This is a genomic window from Phyllobacterium sp. 21LDTY02-6 (assembly GCF_023554255.2).
Taxonomy (GTDB): Bacteria; Pseudomonadota; Alphaproteobacteria; order Rhizobiales; family Rhizobiaceae; genus Phyllobacterium.
In genome coordinates, this window is sequence record NZ_JAMJWD020000004.1 from 104,455 (window position 1) to 125,198 (window position 20,744).

The 20,744-nt window shown below is 62.7% G+C and carries 18 protein-coding genes and 1 tRNA gene; 5 read left to right on the plus strand and 14 right to left on the minus strand.

Annotation, left to right across the window (positions count from 1 at the left end):
* Positions 1-261: 261 nt before the first annotated feature.
* A tRNA-Gln gene (locus M8997_RS14625) sits at positions 262-336 on the minus strand.
* Positions 337-490: 154 nt separating this feature from the next.
* Between M8997_RS14625 and M8997_RS14630 the strand changes: the two genes are divergently transcribed.
* Positions 491-1,495 carry a glycoside hydrolase gene (locus M8997_RS14630; protein WP_250014762.1) on the plus strand — a complete coding sequence of 335 codons (1,005 nt, stop codon included), beginning with the start codon at positions 491-493 and terminating at the stop codon, positions 1,493-1,495.
* Here M8997_RS14630 and M8997_RS14635 read toward each other — a convergent pair.
* A complete protein-coding gene (locus tag M8997_RS14635; RefSeq protein WP_250015427.1) occupies positions 1,492-3,327 on the minus strand; it encodes a nucleoside-diphosphate sugar epimerase/dehydratase in 1,836 nt (611 codons plus the stop codon). The two genes, M8997_RS14630 and M8997_RS14635, sit on opposite strands and share 4 nt — an antisense overlap.
* A gap of 194 nt (positions 3,328-3,521) precedes the next feature.
* On the opposite strand from M8997_RS14635, the gene M8997_RS14640 reads away from it, so the two are divergent.
* Entirely contained in the window at positions 3,522-4,682 is a 1,161-nt protein-coding gene (locus tag M8997_RS14640) for a DUF2793 domain-containing protein (protein WP_250014764.1), read from the plus strand.
* An 8-nt stretch (positions 4,683-4,690) separates the two neighbouring features.
* On the opposite strand, the gene uraH is transcribed toward M8997_RS14640, so the two are convergent.
* The 7 genes from uraH to M8997_RS14675 all read right to left on the minus strand — a co-directional run bounded on the left by uraH (position 4,691) and on the right by M8997_RS14675 (position 11,424).
* Positions 4,691-5,047: a hydroxyisourate hydrolase gene (gene uraH, locus M8997_RS14645; protein WP_250014766.1), complete on the minus strand. Its 357-nt coding sequence runs from the start codon at positions 5,045-5,047 to the stop codon at positions 4,691-4,693.
* Entirely contained in the window at positions 5,047-5,559 is a 513-nt protein-coding gene (uraD, locus tag M8997_RS14650; RefSeq protein ID WP_250014769.1) for a 2-oxo-4-hydroxy-4-carboxy-5-ureidoimidazoline decarboxylase, read from the minus strand. The genes uraH and uraD overlap by 1 nt, the downstream gene beginning before the upstream one ends.
* Positions 5,556-7,889, minus strand: a complete 2,334-nt coding sequence (gene xdhB, locus M8997_RS14655) for a xanthine dehydrogenase molybdopterin binding subunit (protein ID WP_250014771.1) — start codon at positions 7,887-7,889, stop codon at positions 5,556-5,558. The genes uraD and xdhB overlap by 4 nt, the downstream gene beginning before the upstream one ends.
* Complete coding sequence (xdhA, locus tag M8997_RS14660) at positions 7,886-9,298, minus strand: xanthine dehydrogenase small subunit (RefSeq protein WP_250014773.1); 1,413 nt, start codon at positions 9,296-9,298, stop codon at positions 7,886-7,888. The genes xdhB and xdhA overlap by 4 nt, the downstream gene beginning before the upstream one ends.
* A gap of 111 nt (positions 9,299-9,409) precedes the next feature.
* Positions 9,410-9,919, minus strand: coding sequence for an ureidoglycolate lyase (locus tag M8997_RS14665; protein WP_250014774.1), 510 nt, complete (start codon positions 9,917-9,919; stop codon positions 9,410-9,412).
* Positions 9,916-10,830: an allantoinase PuuE gene (puuE, locus tag M8997_RS14670; RefSeq protein ID WP_250014775.1), complete on the minus strand. Its 915-nt coding sequence runs from the start codon at positions 10,828-10,830 to the stop codon at positions 9,916-9,918. Before puuE ends, M8997_RS14665 begins: the two co-directional genes overlap by 4 nt.
* A gap of 6 nt (positions 10,831-10,836) precedes the next feature.
* Positions 10,837-11,424: a biotin transporter BioY gene (locus M8997_RS14675; protein ID WP_250014776.1), complete on the minus strand. Its 588-nt coding sequence runs from the start codon at positions 11,422-11,424 to the stop codon at positions 10,837-10,839.
* A gap of 102 nt (positions 11,425-11,526) precedes the next feature.
* On the opposite strand from M8997_RS14675, the gene M8997_RS14680 reads away from it, so the two are divergent.
* Positions 11,527-12,426: an MBL fold metallo-hydrolase gene (locus M8997_RS14680; protein WP_250014777.1), complete on the plus strand. Its 900-nt coding sequence runs from the start codon at positions 11,527-11,529 to the stop codon at positions 12,424-12,426.
* A gap of 25 nt (positions 12,427-12,451) precedes the next feature.
* On the opposite strand, the gene M8997_RS14685 is transcribed toward M8997_RS14680, so the two are convergent.
* The gene (locus M8997_RS14685) at positions 12,452-13,261 is read right to left on the minus strand and encodes a DUF1499 domain-containing protein (RefSeq protein WP_250014778.1); all 810 of its coding nucleotides are present in this window, start codon (positions 13,259-13,261) and stop codon (positions 12,452-12,454) included.
* 178 nt (positions 13,262-13,439) lie between these two features.
* Here M8997_RS14685 and M8997_RS14690 point away from each other — a divergent pair, with 178 nt between their 5' ends.
* Positions 13,440-13,796 (plus strand): hypothetical protein, encoded by a 357-nt coding sequence (locus M8997_RS14690; RefSeq protein WP_250014779.1) that lies wholly within the window; start codon positions 13,440-13,442, stop codon positions 13,794-13,796.
* An 83-nt stretch (positions 13,797-13,879) separates the two neighbouring features.
* On the opposite strand, the gene M8997_RS14695 is transcribed toward M8997_RS14690, so the two are convergent.
* Together M8997_RS14695 and M8997_RS14700 are read right to left on the minus strand one after the other, a co-directional pair.
* Positions 13,880-16,150 (minus strand): phosphocholine-specific phospholipase C, encoded by a 2,271-nt coding sequence (locus tag M8997_RS14695; RefSeq protein ID WP_250014780.1) that lies wholly within the window; start codon positions 16,148-16,150, stop codon positions 13,880-13,882.
* A 76-nt stretch (positions 16,151-16,226) separates the two neighbouring features.
* Positions 16,227-16,769, minus strand: coding sequence for a hypothetical protein (locus M8997_RS14700; RefSeq protein ID WP_250014782.1), 543 nt, complete (start codon positions 16,767-16,769; stop codon positions 16,227-16,229).
* Between the two features lie 251 nt (positions 16,770-17,020).
* Between M8997_RS14700 and M8997_RS14705 the strand changes: the two genes are divergently transcribed.
* On the plus strand, positions 17,021-18,412 hold the full coding sequence (locus M8997_RS14705; RefSeq protein ID WP_250014783.1) for an aminotransferase: 1,392 nt from the start codon (positions 17,021-17,023) through the stop codon (positions 18,410-18,412).
* A gap of 65 nt (positions 18,413-18,477) precedes the next feature.
* On the opposite strand, the gene M8997_RS14710 is transcribed toward M8997_RS14705, so the two are convergent.
* Together M8997_RS14710 and M8997_RS14715 are read right to left on the minus strand one after the other, a co-directional pair.
* Positions 18,478-19,833, minus strand: coding sequence for an esterase-like activity of phytase family protein (locus M8997_RS14710; protein ID WP_250014784.1), 1,356 nt, complete (start codon positions 19,831-19,833; stop codon positions 18,478-18,480).
* Positions 19,834-19,945: 112 nt separating this feature from the next.
* The gene (locus M8997_RS14715) at positions 19,946-20,695 is read right to left on the minus strand and encodes a polysaccharide deacetylase family protein (RefSeq protein ID WP_250014785.1); all 750 of its coding nucleotides are present in this window, start codon (positions 20,693-20,695) and stop codon (positions 19,946-19,948) included.
* Positions 20,696-20,744: the final 49 nt, after the last annotated feature.

The window sequence follows — 20,744 nt, forward strand, 5'->3', positions numbered from 1 at the left end:
CCTATTTGCCGAATTCAGCACATATCCGGCGTGGCGGCAAACATAGGGGAAGACTATTCCATAGTGAAAGGATGGAATATCCGGCGAATGGAATAATGCGCCAATTCTTTTCCCAATGGACGCGGTTTGCAGAACGTCATTCTCGCCGGCGCCGGAGCGGGAATTCGAGTTTTTCAAGACTTGCCGCGCGTAGAAAAATGATCCGGCCGAAAACCGGGCCATGGACCGTGCCGCAGAACTGGATATCGGAGGGGGAGGATCTGGCTGGGGCGGGAGGGTTCGAACCTCCGAATGGCGGTACCAAAAACCGCTGCCTTACCACTTGGCTACGCCCCAATCGGGTCAAGATGATTGGTTTGACAGCGCGGCTTATAGCTGCTGGCCTCGGCTTGTGCAACGTGAATGATCGGCCAGTTTGTCGCTTCTCACAATTGTTTCGGCGTTATTTTCATGACAAGGGTTCAGCATCATTCGCTTATGAGGTCTCGACGTGTCGGCAATCACCCTTCCCTTCCTGGCGGCGGCCCTGGCAAGCGTGGCGCTGCTCGCCGCGCTGCGGCGGTTCCTGCCGCGGGGCTTTCTCGTCGCGGCCGTCAATGAGCGCTCCAACCACTCGCAGCCGGCGCGGCAGATCGGCGGCCTCGCGCTGGTGCCGGTCATCCTCGTCGGCCTCGTGCTGTTTGGCGGCGCCGCCGGCCTGTCGGCGCATTTCCTCTTCCATGTCTGCCTCGCGGCGCTGCTGCTCTGGATCATAGGCTTTCTCGACGATCGCCATCACCTGCCGGAATATGTCAGGCTGACGGCGCAGGCGGTCGCATCCATTCTCGCCATCCACGGCCTCGGCGCGGATTTCCAGCTGCTGCCCGAGGTTCTGCCTCTGCTCGCCGAGCGGGTCCTGCTGGTGATCGCGCTGATCTATTTCATCAACCTGACCAATTTCATGGACGGCCTCGACCTCATGGTGGTGTCGGGACTCGGCATCCCGCTCCTCGCCGCCGCTGGCCTTGCCGCCGTCGGCCTTGCAGCCATGGGGGGCGGGCTGATCGCGGCGCTGGCGGCGGGCGCGCTGGCGGGGTTTGCCTTCTTCAACCGGCCAAGGGCGCTGATATTCCTCGGCGATTCCGGCAGCCTTCCGCTCGGCCTCCTGAGCGGGCTCGTATTCTTCCTGCTGGCGCGCGATATCTCGATCTGGATCGGCCTCGTCCTGCCGCTGTTCTTCATCTGCGACGCGACATCGACATTGATCCTGCGGCTTCTGGCGGGCGAGAACATCTTCGCGGCACATTCGAAACATGCCTATCAGCTCGCGAGGCGGGCCGGCTGGCCCGTCTGGCGCATCATCGGCAGCGTCGCCGTCCTGAACCTGCTATTGATCGTCTGCGCCGTGGCAATGGCCGATGGCGGCCTCTACCGGCCGGCCATCTTCGTTGGGGCACTCGTCCTCACCGGCATTGTCCTGCGCGCATTGCGAACCCGCAAGCCGCGCGCGCCCTAAAGCCCGGCGTGCTCGAACAGCAGCTTGCGGACGCCTTCCGCATCCTGCGCCGCGATCAGTTCCCGCAGCCCTGCAATCGCCGGCGAGAGGTGATCGAGCGAGTTCACGCGGCGCTTGGCCTGCATGATCTTCGGGTGCCGCGTCGCCGAAACGCCCTGCGGATCGTAAAACAGTTCCTCATGCAGCTTTTCGCCGTCGCGGATGCCGACCGTGACGATCTCGATGTCGCCATCCGGATGCTGCGCATCCTTGACCGTCAGCCCCGCGAGGAGAATCATGTTCTCGGCGAGATCGCGGATACGCACCGCCTCGCCCATTTCGAGCAGCAATATATCGCCGCCATGGGACAGGGCGCCGGCCTGGATGATCAGTTCCGCCGCCTCGCGCACCGACATGAAATAGCGCGTCATCTCGTCATGGGTGACGGTGAGCGGCCCGCCATTGGCGATCTGTTCGCGAAAGAGCGGAACGACCGAACCGCTCGAACCGATGACATTGCCGAAGCGGACGGAGGCGAATATCTGCCCGGTGCCGGCGGCGCGCGCCATATCGCCCTGCTGGCGCACGAGCAGCTCGGCCCAGCGCTTGGTCGCGCCCATCACATTGCTCGGCCTGACGGCCTTGTCGGAGGAGATGAGCACGAAATTGCGCACGCCCGCCTCGCGCGAAAGCCGCGCCAGCACTTCCGTCCCGAGCACATTGTTGCGTGCGCCCTCGACGGCATTTTCCTCGACGAGGGGAACATGCTTGTAGGCCGCGCAATGATAGACGTTCTCGACCTCATGGCTGGAAAGCACCTTGCGGATCAGCGCTTCGTCGCTGATCGAACCGAGGACCGGCACCACTTCGCAATCGCTGATGACGTTGAGTTCGCGGTGCAGCTGGTAAATACCGTGCTCGTTGACGTCGAACACCACCAGCCGCGCCGGGGCGAGCTTGACGATGGTGCGGCAGAGCTCCGATCCGATGGAACCAGCGGCGCCGGTAACGAGGATGACGCGCCCCTCCACCGTCTTGTCGAGCAGCGCCGGATCGGCCGGAACGGGAGAGCGTCCGAGCAGGTCATCGATGTCGATGTCGCGCAGATTGCTGACGATGTACTTGCCGGCGGTGAGGTCCGAGATCGCCGGCAGGATGCGTACCTTCACGTCGCGGGATTTGAGCCTGCTGATCAGCCGGCGGCGCTCGGTGCCGCCAACGGCGGATGTCGTCACGATCATCTCGTTGATGCCGAGATTCTCGATCAGATCGTCAATCCTGTTTGTCGGATAGACCCGGATGCCGAGAATATCCATGCCCTGAAGGCTCGGATCATCATCGATGAACCCGGCAACGAAGACTTCGTTCTGCGACCTGAGGGCATTGGCCAATTGCCGCCCGGCATCGCCGGCCCCGAAGATCAGGCACTGGCGCTCCAGGCTACGGGCGCCCAGCGGGCTCCACAAGACCCAGCGCGCGGCGAACCGGCTGCCGCAGATGAAGGCGATGCTGATCACCCAGTAGAGAAACGGAACGGCGCGCGGCACGCCTTCGGCCCCGGTCATCTGCGTGATGAATGCGAGGCAGACCCAGAGAATGACGGAAATCGTCACCGTCTGGATCATGGTCCAGATCGCTTTATCCGGCAGGTAGCGGATGACGGCGCGGTAAAGGCCGAGGCGGATGAAAATGGGAAGCGCAATGATCGGCGCGGAAACGATGAGCAGGAACTGTTCGGTATTGGGAACGAAGATTCGCCCCAACCTCAGCGAATAGCTGAGCCAGACGGCAGCCGATAACCAGATCATGTCGAAAATGACAAGCAGGAGCTGCTTGTAGCGACGCGGCATCATCGCGATGCTTTGCCGGAGTTTTTCCAATTTTGTGTTTCCCTCAACGTCGGACAGGCCGGATCAGTAGCATAGGGCGGCATAAAAGCAATGCTTTCATCCCCCTGTCGGCCGCAGATGGAGGATAGATGGCAACTTATCCCACCGCTTCCGCGAGGGCTTAGAATGCGGGCGTAACCAACTGGAAAAGGTCCAACATGGAACAGACGCCCAACCTCAAGCTTCCCTATATCGCGCCGTCGCAGGCGCAGAAGCACGTCACCCACAATGAGGCGATCCGCGCGCTCGATGCGCTGGTGCAGCTCTGCGTGGCCAGCCGCGACCTGAGCGCACCGCCGGATGCGGCAGCGGAGGGAGAACGACACATCATCGCCGCGCCAGCGACGGGCGCATGGAAAGGCAGGGATGGCTGGCTCGCGGCCTGGCTCGATGGCGGCTGGTTCTGCTTTCCGCCACAGGAAGGCTGGCACGCCTGGGTGGCGGGTGAAGGACGCTCCGTCGTCTTCCACAAGTCCCGCTGGATGGAGGCAGGCGGGGATGCCAGGGCCTTGCCCCGCCTCGGCATCGGCGCCGATGCGGATGATTACAATCGGCTCGTGGTGCGCGGCAAGGCCAGCCTGTTCGACGATGGCGGCGATGGCCATGAATTGAAGCTCAACCGGGCGCAGGCGGGCGGCAAGGCCTCGATCCTGTTTCAGACCGGCTATAGCGGCAGGGCCGAAATGGGCACGATCTTCGGGCCCGACTTCTCGATCAAGACCAGCGCGGACAATGCCACATGGCACGAAGCCATGATCGCCGATACCGCAACCGGCGCGGTGCGCTTCCCCTCCGGCGTCGTCCATGCCCGGACCGGCAAGACTCTCTCCGGCCTCATATTCCTGCCGGAGCCGGAGCTGGTATTCGTCCCCGCCATCCCGGCAAGCGCGACGGTGGAACATGTCGCCCCTGACGCGATAGGCATCGCGGAACAGGCGGGTTTCTTCCCGGCCGGATTGCGCACGTCGATCCTGCTGCGGCTATGGAATGTCTCGCTGTCGCCCGCCATTCCCGCCTGGTTCGGCTCTGATCCCGCCACCGGCGCGCTGCGACCGATCGAACCCGCGCAGATCGCCGACTGGCGCAGAGGCCATCTGTTGCACCTCGCCGGGCCGGACGGGACGATCGCGCTCGACATTTCGCCGGTGATGCAACGCGCTGTCGGCACGGTCTTCGCGCAGGCGGGCGTGCTGCTTGCCGCGGAGACGGGCGATATTTCGCTTCCCTGCGCGGAAAAATCGCCGGTTTCGGCCAGCAATCTGGTCCCTATAAGGGCGGATGAGCGCCGCAGCCTGCGCCTGCGGGGTCTTTATGGCTGAACAGCGGATCAGCTGCCGCGATAGGTGGAATAGGACCAGGGCGTAACGAGCAGCGGGACGTGATAATTCGCGCCCGCATCACCTATGGCGAAGCGCACGGGAACGTCGTCGAGGAACGGCACGGCGTCCGCCGGCGCTCGCTTCGCGCCGAAATACTCGCCGACATGGAACGTGAGTTCATATTGGCCGGGGATCAGACCAGCCGCCGCAAGCAGCGGCTGGTCCGTCCGTCCGTCGCTGTTGGTGACGGCGGTGACGAGCAGATGGCGCACGCCTTCCGGATCGAGGCGATGCAGGGTTATCCTGATGCCTTCGGCAGGAATGCCGGCACTCGTATCGAGAACATGGGTCGACAGTTTTCCCATTATTGCTGTTCCTCCAGCAGGTCGCGCAGACGGAAGCCGGCAATGCGGCCGATCTGGCTCAAGGCCTCTTCTGTCTCCGCTTCGATATCATTCGCCAGCCGCTGGCGGAACGAAGCAAGGATCGAATGCTTGTCGTGGCCGCGCACCGCCAGGATGAACGGAAAGCCGAACCTGCCGCGATATTCGTCGTTGAGCCGATGAAACTCGGCAAACTCGGCTTCGGTCAGCCGATCGAGGCCCGCGCCGCGCTGTTCGCCCGTCGATTCAGCGGTCAGCGCGCCGGCCAGCGCCGCCTTGCCGGCAAGGTCCGGATGGGCGCGGATGAGGTCGAGCTGCGCCTTGCGTCCGGCACGGGCGACAGCGCCGTTCATCGCCTCATGCAGGGCATCGACGGAGGCGAAAGGACGTGCATCGGCAACGGCCTCGGCCACCCAGGGCGAATGTTCGTAGATGCCGGCCAGCGCAGCGACGAATGCGTCGCGTTCCGCCGAATTCAGGCTTTCGAGCTTCACAGCAGCGCTCCTTGTTTTCGGGATTTGGCAATGCCGACAGCGCGCAGCACCGCCTCCGGCGTTGCCGGTGCATCAAGGTCGGGCACATCGCCATCGATCGACGCTATGGCGTCGCGAATGGCCAGCCAGACCGATATGCCGAGCATCAGCGGCGGCTCGCCGATCGCCTTGGATCGATAGACCGTCTCCTCGCGATTGGGCAGATTGTCGAGAATACGCACGTTGAAGGCCGGCGGCACATCGCGCGAGCCGGGTATCTTGTAGGTGGATGGACCGACGGTGCGCAGCTTTCCGGCGCCGTCCCACCACAATTCCTCGCAGGTGACCCACCCCATGCCCTGGACGAAGGCGCCTTCGATCTGCCCAAGGTCGATGGCGGGATTGAGCGGCGATCCCACATCCTGCAATATGTCGGCGCGCAGGCAGCGCGTCTCGCCGGTCAATGTGTCGACAGCCACTTCCGCCACCGCCGCGCCATAGCTGAAATAGAAGAACGGCCGGCCCTTCATGGCCTTGCCGTCCCAGTGGATCTTGGGCGTCGCATAATGCCCCGCTTCGGAAAGCTGCACCCGCTTCGCCCATGCCAGTTTCGCCAGTTCGCCGAACGAGATCGATTCATTGCCGGCATGGACGCGGCCCTCGCGGAAGAGGATGAGTTCCTCCCCGACGCCGAAATGTTCCGCGGCCACCCTGGTCATGCGCGCCTTGATGGCCGTCGCCGCCTTATAGGCCGCCATGCCGTTGAGGTCCGATCCGGTGGAGGCCGCCGTGGCGCTGGTATTCGGCACTTTCCCCGTCGCCGTCGATGAAATGCGCACCATGTCGAGATCGACCTGGAACACCTCGGCCACGACCTGCGCCACCTTGACGAACAGGCCCTGCCCCATCTCGGTGCCGCCATGGTTGAGGAAGATGGAGCCGTCGAGATAGACATGCACCAGCGCACCGGCCTGGTTCAGCGATGTGAGGTTGAAGGAAATGCCGAACTTGACCGGCATCATCGCCAGACCCCGCCTGATCACGGGATCGGCGGAATTGTGCCGGTCGATCTCCGCGCGCCGCCGCTGCCATTCGGACGAGGCGAGAACCGCCTCGGTGACCTCGACGAGCCTGTTATCTTCGACCTTCTGCCCATAGGGCGTCATGTCGCCGGTGTCGCTGCCGTAATAATTGACCCCGCGCACCCTGTTCGGATCGAGCTTCAGCTTGCGGGCGATGGTGTCGATCACGGCCTCGATGGTGATGATCCCCTGCGGCCCGCCAAAGCCACGAAACGCCGTATTGGAGACGGTATTGGTCTTGCAGGCATGGCCGGCAAAGCGCGCATGGGCAATGTGATAGGCATTGTCGGTGTGGGTGAGCGCACGGGTGATGACGGGCCCGGTAAGGTCCGCGACATTGCCGGCGCGGGCCAGATATTCGGCTTCCAGCCCATGGATGCGGCCCGTTGCATCGGTGCCGACGCGCCAGTGCACCACGAAATCATGGCGCTTGCCCGTCGCCGCCATGTCGTCGCGGCGCTTCAGCCGCAATTTGCAGGGCCTGCCGGTTTTCACCGCCACCAGGGCCGCTGCACCGGCGATGATCGTCGGCTGGCTTTCCTTGCCTCCGAACCCGCCGCCCATGCGGCGCACCTGGCATTCGACCGCATTGGCGTGAATGCCGAGGATGCCGGCGACGTGATGCTGTACCTCCGTCGGATGCTGCGTGGACGAATGCACCAGCATTTCGCCATTCTCGCCCGGAATGGCATAGGCGATGTGGGTTTCGAGGTAGAAATGATCCTGCCCGCCCATGCGAAGCGTGCCGGAGAAGACGTGGGGGGCGGCATCGATGGCCGTCGCTGCATCTCCGTCCACCACTTCCTGCAGCGGCACCACATAATTCTTGCGGCGGTGCGCTTCTTCGATGTCGAGCACCGGATCGAGCTTTTCGATGTCGAGCCTGACGCGTTTCGCCGCCCGGTAGGCGGTTTCGAAATCACGCGCCGCGACGATGCCGATGACCTGGCCCTCATGTTCGAGGATGGTTTCGGCGAAAAGCGGCTCGCCCGTATGGATCGGGCCGACTTCATTATGGCCGGGCACATCGCCGGCGCTCCAGAAACCGGCGACGCCCTCCATGGCAAGCGCTTCGCTGGCATCGACGCCCTTCAGCCGGCCATGGGCCACCGGCGAAAGCACCAGCGCGCCATGCAGCGTTCCCGGCAGTTCGGGCATGTCGTCGATATAGGCGGCCTCGCCCGCCACGTGACGGGCAGCCGAATCATGGGCGATGCCCTTGCCGACGATCGAGCGCTGGACGATGCGCGCCGCGGTTTCGCTGCTCATAGCGCCATGACCTCCACGGTCTCGCCGCCGACGTCCCTGTGGAAGCGGCGGACGAGATTGGCGGCGACCTGAAGCCGGTAGGCCGCGGTGCCGCGCCAATCGGTCAGCGGCTCGAAGCCGGAAGATATGGCGGCGGCGCAGGCCTCGATCGCCCGTTCGTCGAAACTGCTGCCGACCAGGGCCGCCTCGCCGGCCACGGCGCGCATGGGAACGGCGGCCATGCCGCCAAAGGCGATACGGGCCTGGCGGACCTGCCCCATCTCGCGCTGGATCGAAAAGGCGCCGCAGACGGTCGATATGTCCTGGTCGTAGCGCTTGGATATCTTGTAGACGCGGAATTCCTGTCCCTCGCGCGGCTTTGGTATCGAGACGGAAGCAATGACCTCGCCCGCACGCAGGGCCGTCTTGCGATAGCCGGTGAAGAAATCCTCAAGCGCCATGAAGCGGTGGCCGGTGAGCGAGGCGAGCTCGATTTCGGCACCGAGCGCGATCAAGGCGGGCGGTCCATCGCCGATAGGGCTCGCCGTGCCGATATTGCCGCCGATCGTGCCCATGGAGCGTATCTGCGCCGAGCCGAAGCGGCGAATGAGCGTTGCCAGCGACGGGTAGAGCGGAACGACGCTGCCGAGCACTTCTTCCCATGTCACCGCCGCGCCGAAACTCAAATGATGCTCCGTCTCGCGGATGGCGCGCAGCTCGCGCACCCGGGCGAGCGATATGACCTCGTTCCAATCGCCATGATAATCCGCAAGCGCAACGCCGAGATCGGTGCCGCCGGCAAGCAGCACCGCATCCGGCTTCTCGCCCCGCAACGGCAGAAGTTCGTTCAGCGAGACCGGCTGGTGAAAGGCGGCGCCTCCCGCCTCCAGCAAGCCGGGCTGCAGCGCCGCGACCTCGGCGGCGCCGGGTCCTGCGATCGCGGCACCGCCGCCGGCGACGACCTTGCGGGCGGCCTCGACGATCGGTCGATAACCGGTACAGCGGCAGAGATTGCCCGCCAGCGCATCATGGATGGCCTCGTCATCGGCATCCTTGTTCGCTGCCGTGAGGCCTGCCAGAGAAATGACGATGCCGGGGGTGCAGAAGCCGCATTGCGACGAGCCGTTTTCCGCCATCGCCGCCTGTATCGGATGCAATTGGCCCGCCTTCAGCCCCTCCACGGTCACGACCGCGCGGCCATCGACCTGCCCCATGGCGAGGATGCAGCTATTGGCGGCATGATAGCGCATGTCGCCGTCGTCCGGGTCGCCGATGAGGACCGAACATGCGCCGCAATCGCCCTCCGCGCAGCCCTCCTTGGTGCCCGTGAGGCGGGCGGAAAGGCGCAGCCAGTCGAGCACCGTCATGTCCGGCCGGACCGATGCCTCCTGCTTCCTGCCATTGAGAAAGAACCTTATGGAATTTGCCATGTATCCAGCTTCAACCGGCGTGGCGCAGCCGTCAAGTGGGCCCGGATGCCAATCCCGCGAACTATTTTCGGGCGCCGGGAAGCCTTTTTCCGCCATGACGTGCGAACCGAACTATGCCGGATCGAGCCGCGCTATCCTGAATTTGCCCCCGGCAAAGAAATGCTCTTCGAGATTGTCGCCTGCGCCGCCGCGATCGACGACGAGAAAGGCCGATTTCTCCCCGAGGGCGATCAGCGGATGATGCCAGACGTTGCGGCCATAATTGACGCCCTGGTCGCCGCGGCACAGAAAAGCTCGCGGCCGGCCGGGAACGCCATTCTCGTCCGGCGCGACCACGGCCAGGAACGGCCGCGCCTGCAGCGGATAAAAGGCCTGGCTGCCGAACGGGTGACGTTCGAGCATCTCGATCGTGATCGGCGGCGAGAAGGCCTGGCCGACAAAGATATTGACGAGCACGCGGGCGTCCGGCCCGGCAATATCGACCTTGGCAAGATCGTGGAAGCGCTCGGTGCTGCCGCCATTGATCAGGCGCATCTGCGCGCCCTCCGTCTCGATCACATCGCCGAACGGCGCGAACGCCGCCCTGGTCAAGGGCTCCACCGTGAGGTCTTCGACACTCATGGCTGCGACGGCCGATGATGTTCGTGCCAATGACGGGCGATATCGACGCGCTGCGCCACCCAGACCTTGTCGTGCTGCTGCACATAATCCAGGAACCGCTCCAGCGCCGCCGCGCGGCCGGGCCGGCCGACCAGGCGGCAATGCAGGCCGACGGACATCATTTTCGGTGCGCCTTCGAGGCCCTCGCGGTAGAGGACGTCGAAGCTGTCCTTGAGGTAGCAGAAGAACTGATCGCCGCTGTTGAAGCCCTGCGGCGTGGCAAAGCGCATGTCATTGGCGTCCAGCGTATAGGGCACGATCAGATGCGGCCCCTTCGGCCCCTGCACCCAATAGGGCAATTCATCGGCATAACTATCGGCCGAATAGAGAAACCCGCCCTCTTCCATCACCAGCTTCAATGTCTGGCTGGACGGCTTGCCCTGGTAGATGCCGAGGGGACGGGAACCGGTGATCTCCGTATGAAGCCGCACCGCCTCCAATATGTGTTCGCGCTCGCGCTCCTCGGAAAAGTCCTTGTATTCGAGCCAGCGCAGGCCATGGCTGGCAATCTCCCAGCCCGCTTCCTTCATGGCGGCGACGGCTTCCGGATTGCGGGCCATGGCAAGGGTGACGCCATAGACGGTTACCGGCAGGGAGCGGCGCGTGAACATGCGCCACAGGCGCCAGAACCCGGCGCGCGCGCCATATTCATAGATCGATTCCATGTTGAGATTGCGCTGCCCCGGCCAGGGCTGGGCGCCGACGATCTCGGAAAGCAGGCTCTCCGAGACGGGATCGTCATCGAGAATGCAGCTCTCGCCGCCCTCCTCGTAATTGACGACGAATTGTATGGCGAGCTTGGCGCCCTCCGGCCATTGCGGGTCCGGAGAGTTGCGCCCATAGCCGACGAGATCGCGCGGATAGGCCTGCAAGGACGATCAACCGCGCTTGAGCAGCGCGCCGACGGCAGGAACCGCAAGCGCGGCAAGAACGAGCTTCAGCACATCGCCGAAGATGAACGGGCCGACGCCGAAGGCCAGCGCCTTTTCCGCACCGAAGAGATAGGCCATCCACAGGAAGCCCATGCCGAGGATGATGATCTCGCCGGCGGCCATGGCGAGCCCCAGCCGCAGCGGATTGCGGGTGAAACCGATATCGGCTGCCTTGCCGATCACCCAGGCGGCGACGAGATAGGCGAGAAGATAGCCGCCGGTGGGGCCGACCATATAGGCAAGGCCGATGCCTTTTTCCGGCGTCCCGGTGAAGACCGGCATGCCGAGCGCGCCCTGCATGAGATAGAGGGCCATGGTCGCCACGGCGAGGCGCGAGCCATAGGCCGCGGAGATGGCGAAGACCGCGAATGTCTGCATCGTCACATTGACGAACACCATGTCCACCTTGGTCTTGGCGGCAAGGGTCATGAGCGCCGAACCGACCAGGGCGAGGCTGACATACCAGACCGCCTTGGCGATTTGCGATTCGGGCTGGAACGTCTCGGCGAGCGAACGGGTCTGGGCGGTATTCATTCTCTGGTCCTCCGGGCTGGCTTTCACCACTTGATGCAAACGGTATATTAAGGAACATGCCGCACCGCAATACGCCATTTGTAGCACAAGGACCTTCCCCGCATGTCTCTGGTTTTCGACAATAGCTTCGCCCCGAATTATGGCGAGGCGGTAGAGATCGCACCTGCCATACGGCGGATGACGGTGAACAACCCCAGTCCCTTCACCTTTCACGGCACCAATTCCTATATCATCGGACGCGACACGCTCGCCATCATCGATCCCGGCCCGCTGGACGACGACCATCTTGCCGCCCTGCGAAGGGCGATCGGCCCGCGCCCCGTCAGCCACATCTTCGTCAGCCACACGCATCGCGACCACTCGCCGCTCGCCGAGACATTGCGCCGGGAAACCGGGGCGCTGGTCGTCGCCGAGGGTCCGCACCGGCCGGCGCGGCCGCTCCACACCGGCGAGGTGAACCTGCTCGACGCCAGCGCCGACACGGAGTTTTCGCCCGATATCGAGGCCGCCGACCAGTCGCTGATTGCCGGGGATGGCTGGACCATCCGCACGATCCACACGCCGGGACACACCGCCAATCATGCCGTATTCGCGCTGGAAGGAACCGGCATCGTCTTTTCCGCCGATCATGTCATGGCCTGGTCGACATCGATCGTCGCACCGCCGGATGGCTCCATGTCGGACTACATGGCCTCGCTCGACCGCATGCTGGAACGCCGCGACCGCGTCTATTTCCCCGGCCATGGCGGACCCGTCACAAAGCCAGGCGCCTTCGTCAGGGGCTTGAAAACACACCGCAAGATGCGCGAGCGCGCCATTCTCGAGCGCGTGCGCGCCGGCGACCGGACCATTCCCGCAATGGTCAAAGCGATCTATCGCGAGACCGATCCGCGGCTGCATGGCGCGGCCGGCCTCTCGGTATTGGCGCATCTGGAGGACATGGTGGCGCGCGGCCTGGTGCAGACCGAGGGCAACCCCGCCATCGACGGCATCTACTCGTAGCTATCCGGGCGTATTGCCTGTCCGGTCAGGTCGGGTCTTCCGCCGGCGACCGCGTCGTTTCCTCTTCCGGCTGCGCCCCCTGCACCTCGGCGTCGAGCGCCGTCATGAAAGCCGCGATGCGGTCGGCATTCTCGCCGAGATCATGAATGCCATAGCGGGAAACGGAGCGCATATCGACATAGGTCGTCTCGCTCTCGTCGCTCAGGCGGATCGCCACGTCGCTGGTGAAGCCGAGCAGCCAGGTGCGGGCGACGACCTGCACGAGGATTTCCTCGTCCTCGCCGGGCTCGCCCTTCTGCTGTACGATCGTCCAGCCATTATTGGCGATCACCGTCTTCACGGCGGTCAGGATACGGTCCGGCGAGCCGTCATAGCGCCGGCCTGTCACCTGCGGATAGGCGGCGGTCTGCAACTGCCGCGAGGCGCGATCGCTCACCAGCGGGTTCATCCGCTCGGTTCGGCCCGACGCCGCGAAGAGCGATGGCGGATCGACGATATCGGTCGAGACGTCATAGATCGTCGGCAATGCCAGGATCTGGTAGAGGGTGGTTGCGAAGGGAACGAGGACCAGCAAGGCGACAATCGCGCCCCAGAACGCCTTGGAGAAGCCGATATCGCCGCGCCGCCACAGGCTGGTGAAGCCCTTCATCGCGAGGAGCAGCGCCAGGATGGCCATGGTGCCGACGATCGCCAGCAGCCACAGGAACTCCGGTGTCTCGATGCGCTCGAACCGATGCCCCAGCCCCGACAGCACGAAGAGAATCACCGCGAGAAAAGCGATGCGAACCGACCATCGGGCCGAGATGGAGTGACGGCGGCGAATATGCGTTCGCATGGGTTCCTCGTATCAAGCGCTTCACAGCTAACCCCAATTGGCATTCCAGACAAGCGCCAGACGCCCGTGCCGCCACGGAACAATCGCCATCATGTATGCCATTCACAATTTATGAATGTATCGCGTTGCACAAACCTGTCATCATTCCGCCATGTGATTTGGCGGATTGCCGCAAACAATGGAGGATGAGGGCCTGTCGCAATCGGGAAACAACAAGAACGGGCTTGAGAACAGCCCGCAGATAAACGAAACGATCTCGCTCGAAATGGTCGAGGTGGAACTGGCGCTGGGCGCACAGGACATCGTCACCCAGGGCTTCGAGGAAACGCTGCGCAAAGCCGCGGATCTTGTCGGCGGCAAGCTGATATTCAACGTCCGCGCCGAGGAAGACAGCGATCATCAACGGATCGCGGCCATCGCCATTTCCGATGGTTCCGCCGAACAGACCGTCTATGTTCTCCTCGCCAATGACGGGCTGACAATGACCGTGACCTCCGACAAGAGTTCATTCCACCGCGGACTGCCGCAACTGTAGGCGAATGTGACCCGCCAGCCCGTTTGCGGCCGGCTTCGCAGAGAGCCGGCGGACGTTTCGGCGCCGGTTGCGACCAGGCAGGTTCAGGCAGCGACCTCGAGATAGACGCGCTGGACCTCGTCGTAGAGCATACCGATGGCGGGATCGCTCCTGCTGATCCTGCCATTCTCCATATGCCCGGCATAGCGCCTCAAATAGCGGGACGGGTTCGCCGCATCGATGAACGCCACGTCGTACCAACCGTCCCTGGTCTGCTGTTTGATGCTCGTTCTTCCATTCTCCAGCGTAGTTTCCTCGCCCGTATAGGCGTTTATGACCTTGAGCCGACCATTGGCGGTCGGCCAATCGCTGAAGTCGAACCGGGCAAATTTGCCATCTTCGTCGGCGATGACCTTGACGATGTCCGGCAATAACTGCTGGCTGGGATCGTCCGAATTGCCATAGAATTCGCCAAGATAACCGTTCGGGCCGTGGATAGCATAGGCATAGTCACCAGCGAATCGATGAGTCTCCAAGTCGGCCGCCAGGCTCCAGCTATCGGAAATTTCAATGGGCTCGCCGCTCGTCCCTTCGACGCTATAGAACCAGCCCCCATCCATCCGGTCATAGGACAGCACAGTGAAAGCCACGCCGAGTTTACCCCGGTTGCGGAAGGTGAAGTTCAGGCGTCTCGTACCGCCTCTTTTGACAAACGAGGCGAGCACCTCGAAGTCGTAGCCGATCGGCAATATATCGCAGCGCTCACGGTCCTGCTTGGCTACGACGGGAAATTTCGCGGCCGGATCGTTGTTGACATCGCCCATGTCCGGCTCGAGAACCGAGGTGGTCTTGGCTTTCGCAACTTCAGCCGCAGTCCAAACCCTTGCCGGTTTTGCCGTCTCCACCAGCTCTGACATTGGGCCGAATTGTGTCCGGTCGAAGTCGAAGGCGCTCGTAAGGTCGCCGGCAATCGCACGCCGCCAGGACGATATGTTCGGGAAGAGCGGGGCCTCCTTGGGTTGCTTGCCCTTGGCCGTAAGCCATGTTTCCAGGAACTGGATCACGGAGGTGTGGTCGAATACTTCCGAGCAGACCCGCCCGCCGGCACTCCAGGGCGAGATGACCAGCATGGGAACGCGCATTCCCATGCCTATGACGCCCCTGGTAGCCCCGGAAACCGATTGTTCAGAATTGAAATCGCGTGGCCCACCTTGCTGGGGGATCACGATGCCGGCGGATGTCTTCCCCATGTCCCCGTTCAGCGGCGGGACGGGCGGCAACACATGGTCGAAGAAACCGCCATTCTCATCATAGGTGATCAAGAATACGGTCTTGCGCCATAATTCCTTGTTGGCAAGAAAGGCCCGCAATATCTCGTTCACGTAATATTCGCCGAAATGGGGAGGGAATTTCGGGTGTTCCGTATAGGCCTCGGCCGGAACGATCCAGGATATCGGCGGCAGCGTGCCATCGCGAATATCCCGTTCGAATTGCGATTCCTCATCCGCTTTCGTACGCAGTACCGAATTCACGGTCTGGTTCTTGGCATATAATCTGGTCGTCTTGTCACGATATTGCCGGAAATATTCCAGCGTATTGTCGCCGTAGTTTCCGGCGAACGGCTGGCCATTCGTCCAGGTCAGTCCGTCCTGGTAGAATTTCCAGTCGACGCCCAGTTCCTCCAGCCGTTCCGGATAGGTCGCCCACGTGGGACGGCTCGCCTCGGGAAGCCCGGGCGAGCTGAAATAAGTATTGCTCGTGCGGCCGTCGCAGGTTCCGGTCCAGAAATAGCTGCGGTTGGGATCGGTGGCGCCATTATGCGAACAGAAGGTGCTATCGCAAATCGTGAATGCCTTGGCGAGCTTGAAATAAAGCGGGATATTGGCGCCGACGTAATGCGCCATCGTAACTATCTTCTTATTCTCGATCCACCTATCGCTCCATCCAAAGTTCCACGCGTCAAGGCCAGAGCCATATTCGTGGTCCGGATCCTGAAGGAAAACATGGCCGGCATCGGTACCGTCGCGTTTGTTAGCCAGATGGTAGGGGCGAATCCGCTGGTTCCGGTTCGTGGGATTCGGCTGGTGCCAGATAGGCTCGCCATCCCGCATCTTCAGCGGGCGCGGATCTCCGAAGCCGCGTACGCCGCGCAGCGTGCCGTAATAATGGTCGAAGGAGCGGTTCTCCTGCATGAGGATGACCACATGTTCGATATCTTTCAGCGAGCCCTTCTCGCAGTGAACATCCGCCGCCAGCATGTCCTTGATCACGGTCGATTCCGCCAGCGCCTTCTGCATATAGGCCGAACAGGCGGCGTAGGCTGCGGTGCTGGTGCCCGCAAGACCGAGCATCTTGATAAAATCACGTCTTTCCATTGTAACATCCTGAAAAATATAAATAAAAGAATGGAGCTCACTCAGATCCCTGTCGTGGCAACACGAAATTCATGGCCTATTTGCATAGATCTTCTCTGCGAGCCGCGAGCGTCTTGCCGCTATTCTCCAGATCGGCCTTGCTCTCCGCTAACGGACTTTCCTTTTCGGCGACGGCATTATCGGCGTTGGCAGGCTGGGCGACGAGAACCTGGCTTGCCTCGGCGCCCGCCACGACGGGCTCAACGGTGGCTGGCAGCTTCGACGCAAGGTCCTGCTCCAAGCGCGGTTCGGCGTCAGGCGCAACAGCGGGCTCTTTCGCGCCATGTTCGACTTCGGCTTCGAGACTGGGCTTGTCGGCTGTGTACGGTTGTGTAGTGGTGATATTCGCCGCAGGCGTGTCGATCCCGGCTTCGGCGGCTACCGCGGGCGGTGCGACAACAGCAATCGTGTTCGACGCAGCAGGCTGATCAGAGACCGGGTGTTCAATGCGTACCTCGCCCGTTTTTGCCTCGCTGAAAGTCGATTGCGCCGGGGTCGGCGAATTTTCCTCGGTCCCGTCGCAGGCTGTCACGAGAAGCAGCGGTAACAGGAAATAATATCGGCCATTCAAAATCATCATCTCCAAAAACAGACATTAAAAACGAACATAAAAAATACAGCTAATTCCGCCGAGCGTATCTGGTACCGCAATGAGGCCAGTTGGCGCCACGCATAGTGCCGGCATATGAAATTCTGATGACACGGCGTGTCCGGATATCCGGCCAAATCGGCTTCACCGCCTCTTCGCACCGCTTCCGGCGGCGTCCCTCTTTGCTCTTTGAGGGGAGTCTGGTTAAGCTCGCTCAACCAGACAAGACGGAGTGATTTGAAATGGCCAGCATGCCCCTTACCAATGTCCAGCAGCGCGACATGGACGCCCTCCTCCATCCCTATACGCCCCTGCACAAGCTGCATGAAAACGGCCCGCTGGTGATGGGCCAGGGCAAGGGCGTCTATCTCTACGATACGCAGGGCAAGGAATATATCGAGGGCATGTCCGGCCTCTGGTGCGCCGGCCTCGGCTTCGGCGACGAGGAGATGATCGAAGCGGCGACGGAGCAGATGCGCACTTTGCCCTATTATCACCTCTTCGGCGGCAAGGGCATGGAACCGGCGATCGAGCTTGCCGAGAAACTGAAGGAGATCGCACCGGTGCCGATTTCCAAGGTCTTCTACACTTCCTCCGGTTCGGAAGCGAACGATACGCAGGTGAAGCTCGCCTGGTACTACAACAATGCGCTCGGGCGGCCGAAGAAGAAAAAGATAATTTCGCGGGTCAAGGCCTATCACGGCGTCACCGTCATGGCGGCTTCGCTGACCGGCCTGCCCTATAATCACAAGGGCTGGGATCTGCCCGTAGAGGGCGTCCTGCACGCGGATTGCCCGCATTATTACAGGTTCGGCCTCGAAGGCGAGAGCGAGGCCGAATTCGTGCAGCGGCTGGCCGCATCGCTGAAGGACATGATCGAGCGCGAGGGGCCGGACACGATAGCCGCCTTCATCGCCGAGCCGGTCATGGGCGCCGGCGGCGTGCTGGTGCCGCCTTCCGGCTATTTTGCCGCCATCGAGCCGATCCTGCGCGAGCACGACATTCTGATCATCGCCGACGAGGTGATCAATGGCTTCGGCCGTACCGGCAATTGGTGGGGCAGCCAGAGCGTCGGCATGACGCCGACCACCATTTCCGCCGCCAAGCAGCTGACGGCCGCCTATTCGCCGCTCGGCGCCGTGCTGGTGCCGGAGGATGTCTACCAGGCCTATGTCGACCACAGCGCCGCCATCGGCACTTTCGGCCATGGCTTCACCTATGGCGGGCACCCGGTCGGCTGCGCGCTGGGGGTCAAGGCGATCGAGATCTACCAGCGGCGCAACATCGTCGATGAGGTGCGCAAGCTGACGCCGACATTCGAGGCAAGGCTGGCCCGGGTCAGCGACCATCCGCTGGTCGGCGAAGTGCGCAATTGCGGGCTGATGGGCGCCGTGGAACTCGTAGCCGACAAGGCAACCAAGCGGCCGTTCAACCCCGCCGATGGCGTCGGTCCAGCCCTGGCGCGTTTCCTCGAGGGCCATGGAGCGGTGCTGCGCGCCGTCGGCGACGCGATCGCCTTCTGCCCGCCGATGATCATCACCGAGGACGAACTGAACGAATTGTTCAACCGGTTCGAGCTCGCCCTGGCCGATACGGAAGCCCTGGTCTCGGCGCAGAATCTGCGCGCGGCGTAACATCGGGGAGCGGAGGCGAAGGCCTCCGCCCCGTCTCCTGTTTGCGGCCGTCTGCTATTTGCGGCCTAGCGGGCCTTGAGGAAATCGCCGACTTCGAGCACGACGAATTCGGTATCGTCAGCCCGGTCCACCGCACGCCCGGCCGAGAATGGCAGGTTGTTGTCATTGCCGACGATGATATGCGTGGCATCCACCACGTCGACGTTCTCGATGGTGACGAACGGCATGTCATAATAGCCGTCGCCGCCGCCCTGGCGCTTCTTGCCGTCCGGATCGGCAATCTTCATCAGGTCGATATAGCCGATCTTGCGCGCGGCTTTGCCGACTTCGGCATCCGACATTTCGATCTTGTAGATGCGCTTGTGCTTCGATGGAGCTTCGAAGCAATCGGCTTTCGGCGCCTTCGGGTCGGCGCATGCCTTGGCCGCGGTGCCGGCGCCATTGTCGCGCTCGATGACGAGGGCGGTGGTCGCATCGATCATGTTGAAATCGCCGATGGCCTCGCCGCCGGCCGATAGCGGATAGAGCCAGGAACGGCCCGTCCAGGCTTTGTCCGCGACATTGAACTCGATGATCCTGAGGGCAGGCATGCCATCGACCTTTTCGACAGTGCCATCCTCGCCGAACAGCGGGCCTTCCAGCAGCGCATAGAGCTTGCTGCCATCCTTCGACTGGGCGAGGCCTTCGAAGCCACCGGAGCGCTTCAGGTTGAAGGCCGGGTTCTTCAGGCTCGGATTGGCGGGCAGCCCGATGGCCGGATTGTCGGGCGAGCGCACCGCGATATCGCCGACCATGGTCGGCACGACATCGGTGACCTTGCCGTCGCGGCTAACCTTGACGAGATAGGGGCCGAACTCCTCGCCGAGCCAGAAACCGTCCTCGACCGGCTGAATGGATTCGACATCGAAATCACTACCGGTCAGATAGCGGCTGTCGCTGCCTTCCATCACGATCGGAAATGGCACTTTACGATCCGGGTCGCGCAGGAATATGGTCTCGCGGCGATCGACGACACCCTTGTCCCAGTCGAAGGCGACATGGTGCAGCATCAGCATCGCATCCGGCGAATTGAACTTGCTGCCGAAGCCATTGTCCGAAAGCGTCCAGTAGGTGCCGTCGCCGATTGCCTTGATACCGGAAAAGCCCTGCAATGGCTGGCCCTGGAACGGCATCGACAGGCCGGTCAGGCGTGCGCCATCCTTGCCGGGGACCGTGCCCATGCCTTCGGCGCGCTTGCGGTCGGGCGTGGTGAATTTCCCCGATGTCTTGAGGTGTTCCGGCGCGTCGTTCGGCGCATCGACCATGGTATTGGCGGGAAGGATGGCCTGGGAGACGAGCTTGGCGTCAAATTGCCGTTCGTCGGCATGGGCAGCCGTGATCGCCAATGCCGAAGCAATAATGGAAAGGAATATCGGTCGCATGAATTCACCTGGGAGTTGAACTTTAATCATCTCCACCGGCATAGGTGTGCCAAATTACAGCCGTTTGTTCTTTTCATGAAACATTTACAACACCCCTCCGTGGCCGGTTTCATCAGGCTCCCGGCCTGACCGGACGCTCCGCCGTGGTGACGTCTTCGAGGCGCACGAAGCGGAAGCCCCGCGCCTTGAGCGCGAGGATACCCTTCACCACCCCCTCGCCGGCCGCGCGCGTAGGCTGGTTGATATGGGCGATGATCACGTCGCCATCCCTCGCCTTTTCCAGCCGTCGCTCCACCTGCCCCGCCAGCAGCGAAGCGCCCATGTCGGCATTGAGCGAATATCCTGCCAGCCGGTAGCCGAGGCCGTGAATGAGCGCCACCGCATCGGTGCTGTATCGGGCAGTGGCGTCGCGGTACCAATGCGGCCGCGGCAGGGCGGCCCGTTGCATGGCATCGGCGCCGCCATCGATTTCGCCCTGGATGGCTCCCAGCGATCCCGCCGTTTTCAGCCCGAACATCGTCGGCTGGTCGTCAATCGCCGGCACATGGGCCAGCCCATGATTCTCGAGTTCGAACAGGTCCGGGTGAGCCAGCAGCGTCGCGATTGCGGCTGGGTTGCGCTTCAGCCACCGCCCGGTGACGAAGATCGTCGCCTGGATCCGGTTGGCGACCAGCATGTCGAGTATGCGCTGGTCCGTCTGGCCCGAACATGCGTCGAGCGTCAAGGCCAGTTGCGGTGCATCCGGGCCGCCCTGGTGCACGTAAAGCTGCGGCTCGACGAAATGCGGCCTGCCGCCGCCGATCGCCGTACCGGCAGCCGCAAATGTGAAGATGGCAGCCAGGGCTGCAGCATGAGCACGCATTTTTTCGCCGAAAACTCCGTTTGCTCGCGAAGATCGCGCAAATAGAGCC

What these genes read in the sequence shown, in the direction of transcription:
- M8997_RS14635 (WP_250015427.1), bottom strand. Translation starts at nt 3,327, where the DNA reads ATGATGCCGCGTCGCTACAAGCAGCTCCTGCTTGTCATTTTCGACATG.
- M8997_RS14640 (WP_250014764.1), top strand. Translation starts at nt 3,522, where the DNA reads ATGGAACAGACGCCCAACCTCAAGCTTCCCTATATCGCGCCGTCGCAG.
- uraH (WP_250014766.1), bottom strand. Translation starts at nt 5,047, where the DNA reads ATGGGAAAACTGTCGACCCATGTTCTCGATACGAGTGCCGGCATTCCT.
- xdhB (WP_250014771.1), bottom strand. Translation starts at nt 7,889, where the DNA reads ATGAGCAGCGAAACCGCGGCGCGCATCGTCCAGCGCTCGATCGTCGGC.
- xdhA (WP_250014773.1), bottom strand. Translation starts at nt 9,298, where the DNA reads ATGGCAAATTCCATAAGGTTCTTTCTCAATGGCAGGAAGCAGGAGGCA.
- M8997_RS14665 (WP_250014774.1), bottom strand. Translation starts at nt 9,919, where the DNA reads ATGAGTGTCGAAGACCTCACGGTGGAGCCCTTGACCAGGGCGGCGTTC.
- M8997_RS14675 (WP_250014776.1), bottom strand. Translation starts at nt 11,424, where the DNA reads ATGAATACCGCCCAGACCCGTTCGCTCGCCGAGACGTTCCAGCCCGAA.
- M8997_RS14680 (WP_250014777.1), top strand. Translation starts at nt 11,527, where the DNA reads ATGTCTCTGGTTTTCGACAATAGCTTCGCCCCGAATTATGGCGAGGCG.
- M8997_RS14685 (WP_250014778.1), bottom strand. Translation starts at nt 13,261, where the DNA reads ATGCGAACGCATATTCGCCGCCGTCACTCCATCTCGGCCCGATGGTCG.
- M8997_RS14690 (WP_250014779.1), top strand. Translation starts at nt 13,440, where the DNA reads ATGGAGGATGAGGGCCTGTCGCAATCGGGAAACAACAAGAACGGGCTT.
- M8997_RS14695 (WP_250014780.1), bottom strand. Translation starts at nt 16,150, where the DNA reads ATGGAAAGACGTGATTTTATCAAGATGCTCGGTCTTGCGGGCACCAGC.
- M8997_RS14700 (WP_250014782.1), bottom strand. Translation starts at nt 16,769, where the DNA reads ATGATGATTTTGAATGGCCGATATTATTTCCTGTTACCGCTGCTTCTC.
- M8997_RS14705 (WP_250014783.1), top strand. Translation starts at nt 17,021, where the DNA reads ATGGCCAGCATGCCCCTTACCAATGTCCAGCAGCGCGACATGGACGCC.
- M8997_RS14710 (WP_250014784.1), bottom strand. Translation starts at nt 19,833, where the DNA reads ATGCGACCGATATTCCTTTCCATTATTGCTTCGGCATTGGCGATCACG.
- M8997_RS14715 (WP_250014785.1), bottom strand. Translation starts at nt 20,695, where the DNA reads ATGCGTGCTCATGCTGCAGCCCTGGCTGCCATCTTCACATTTGCGGCT.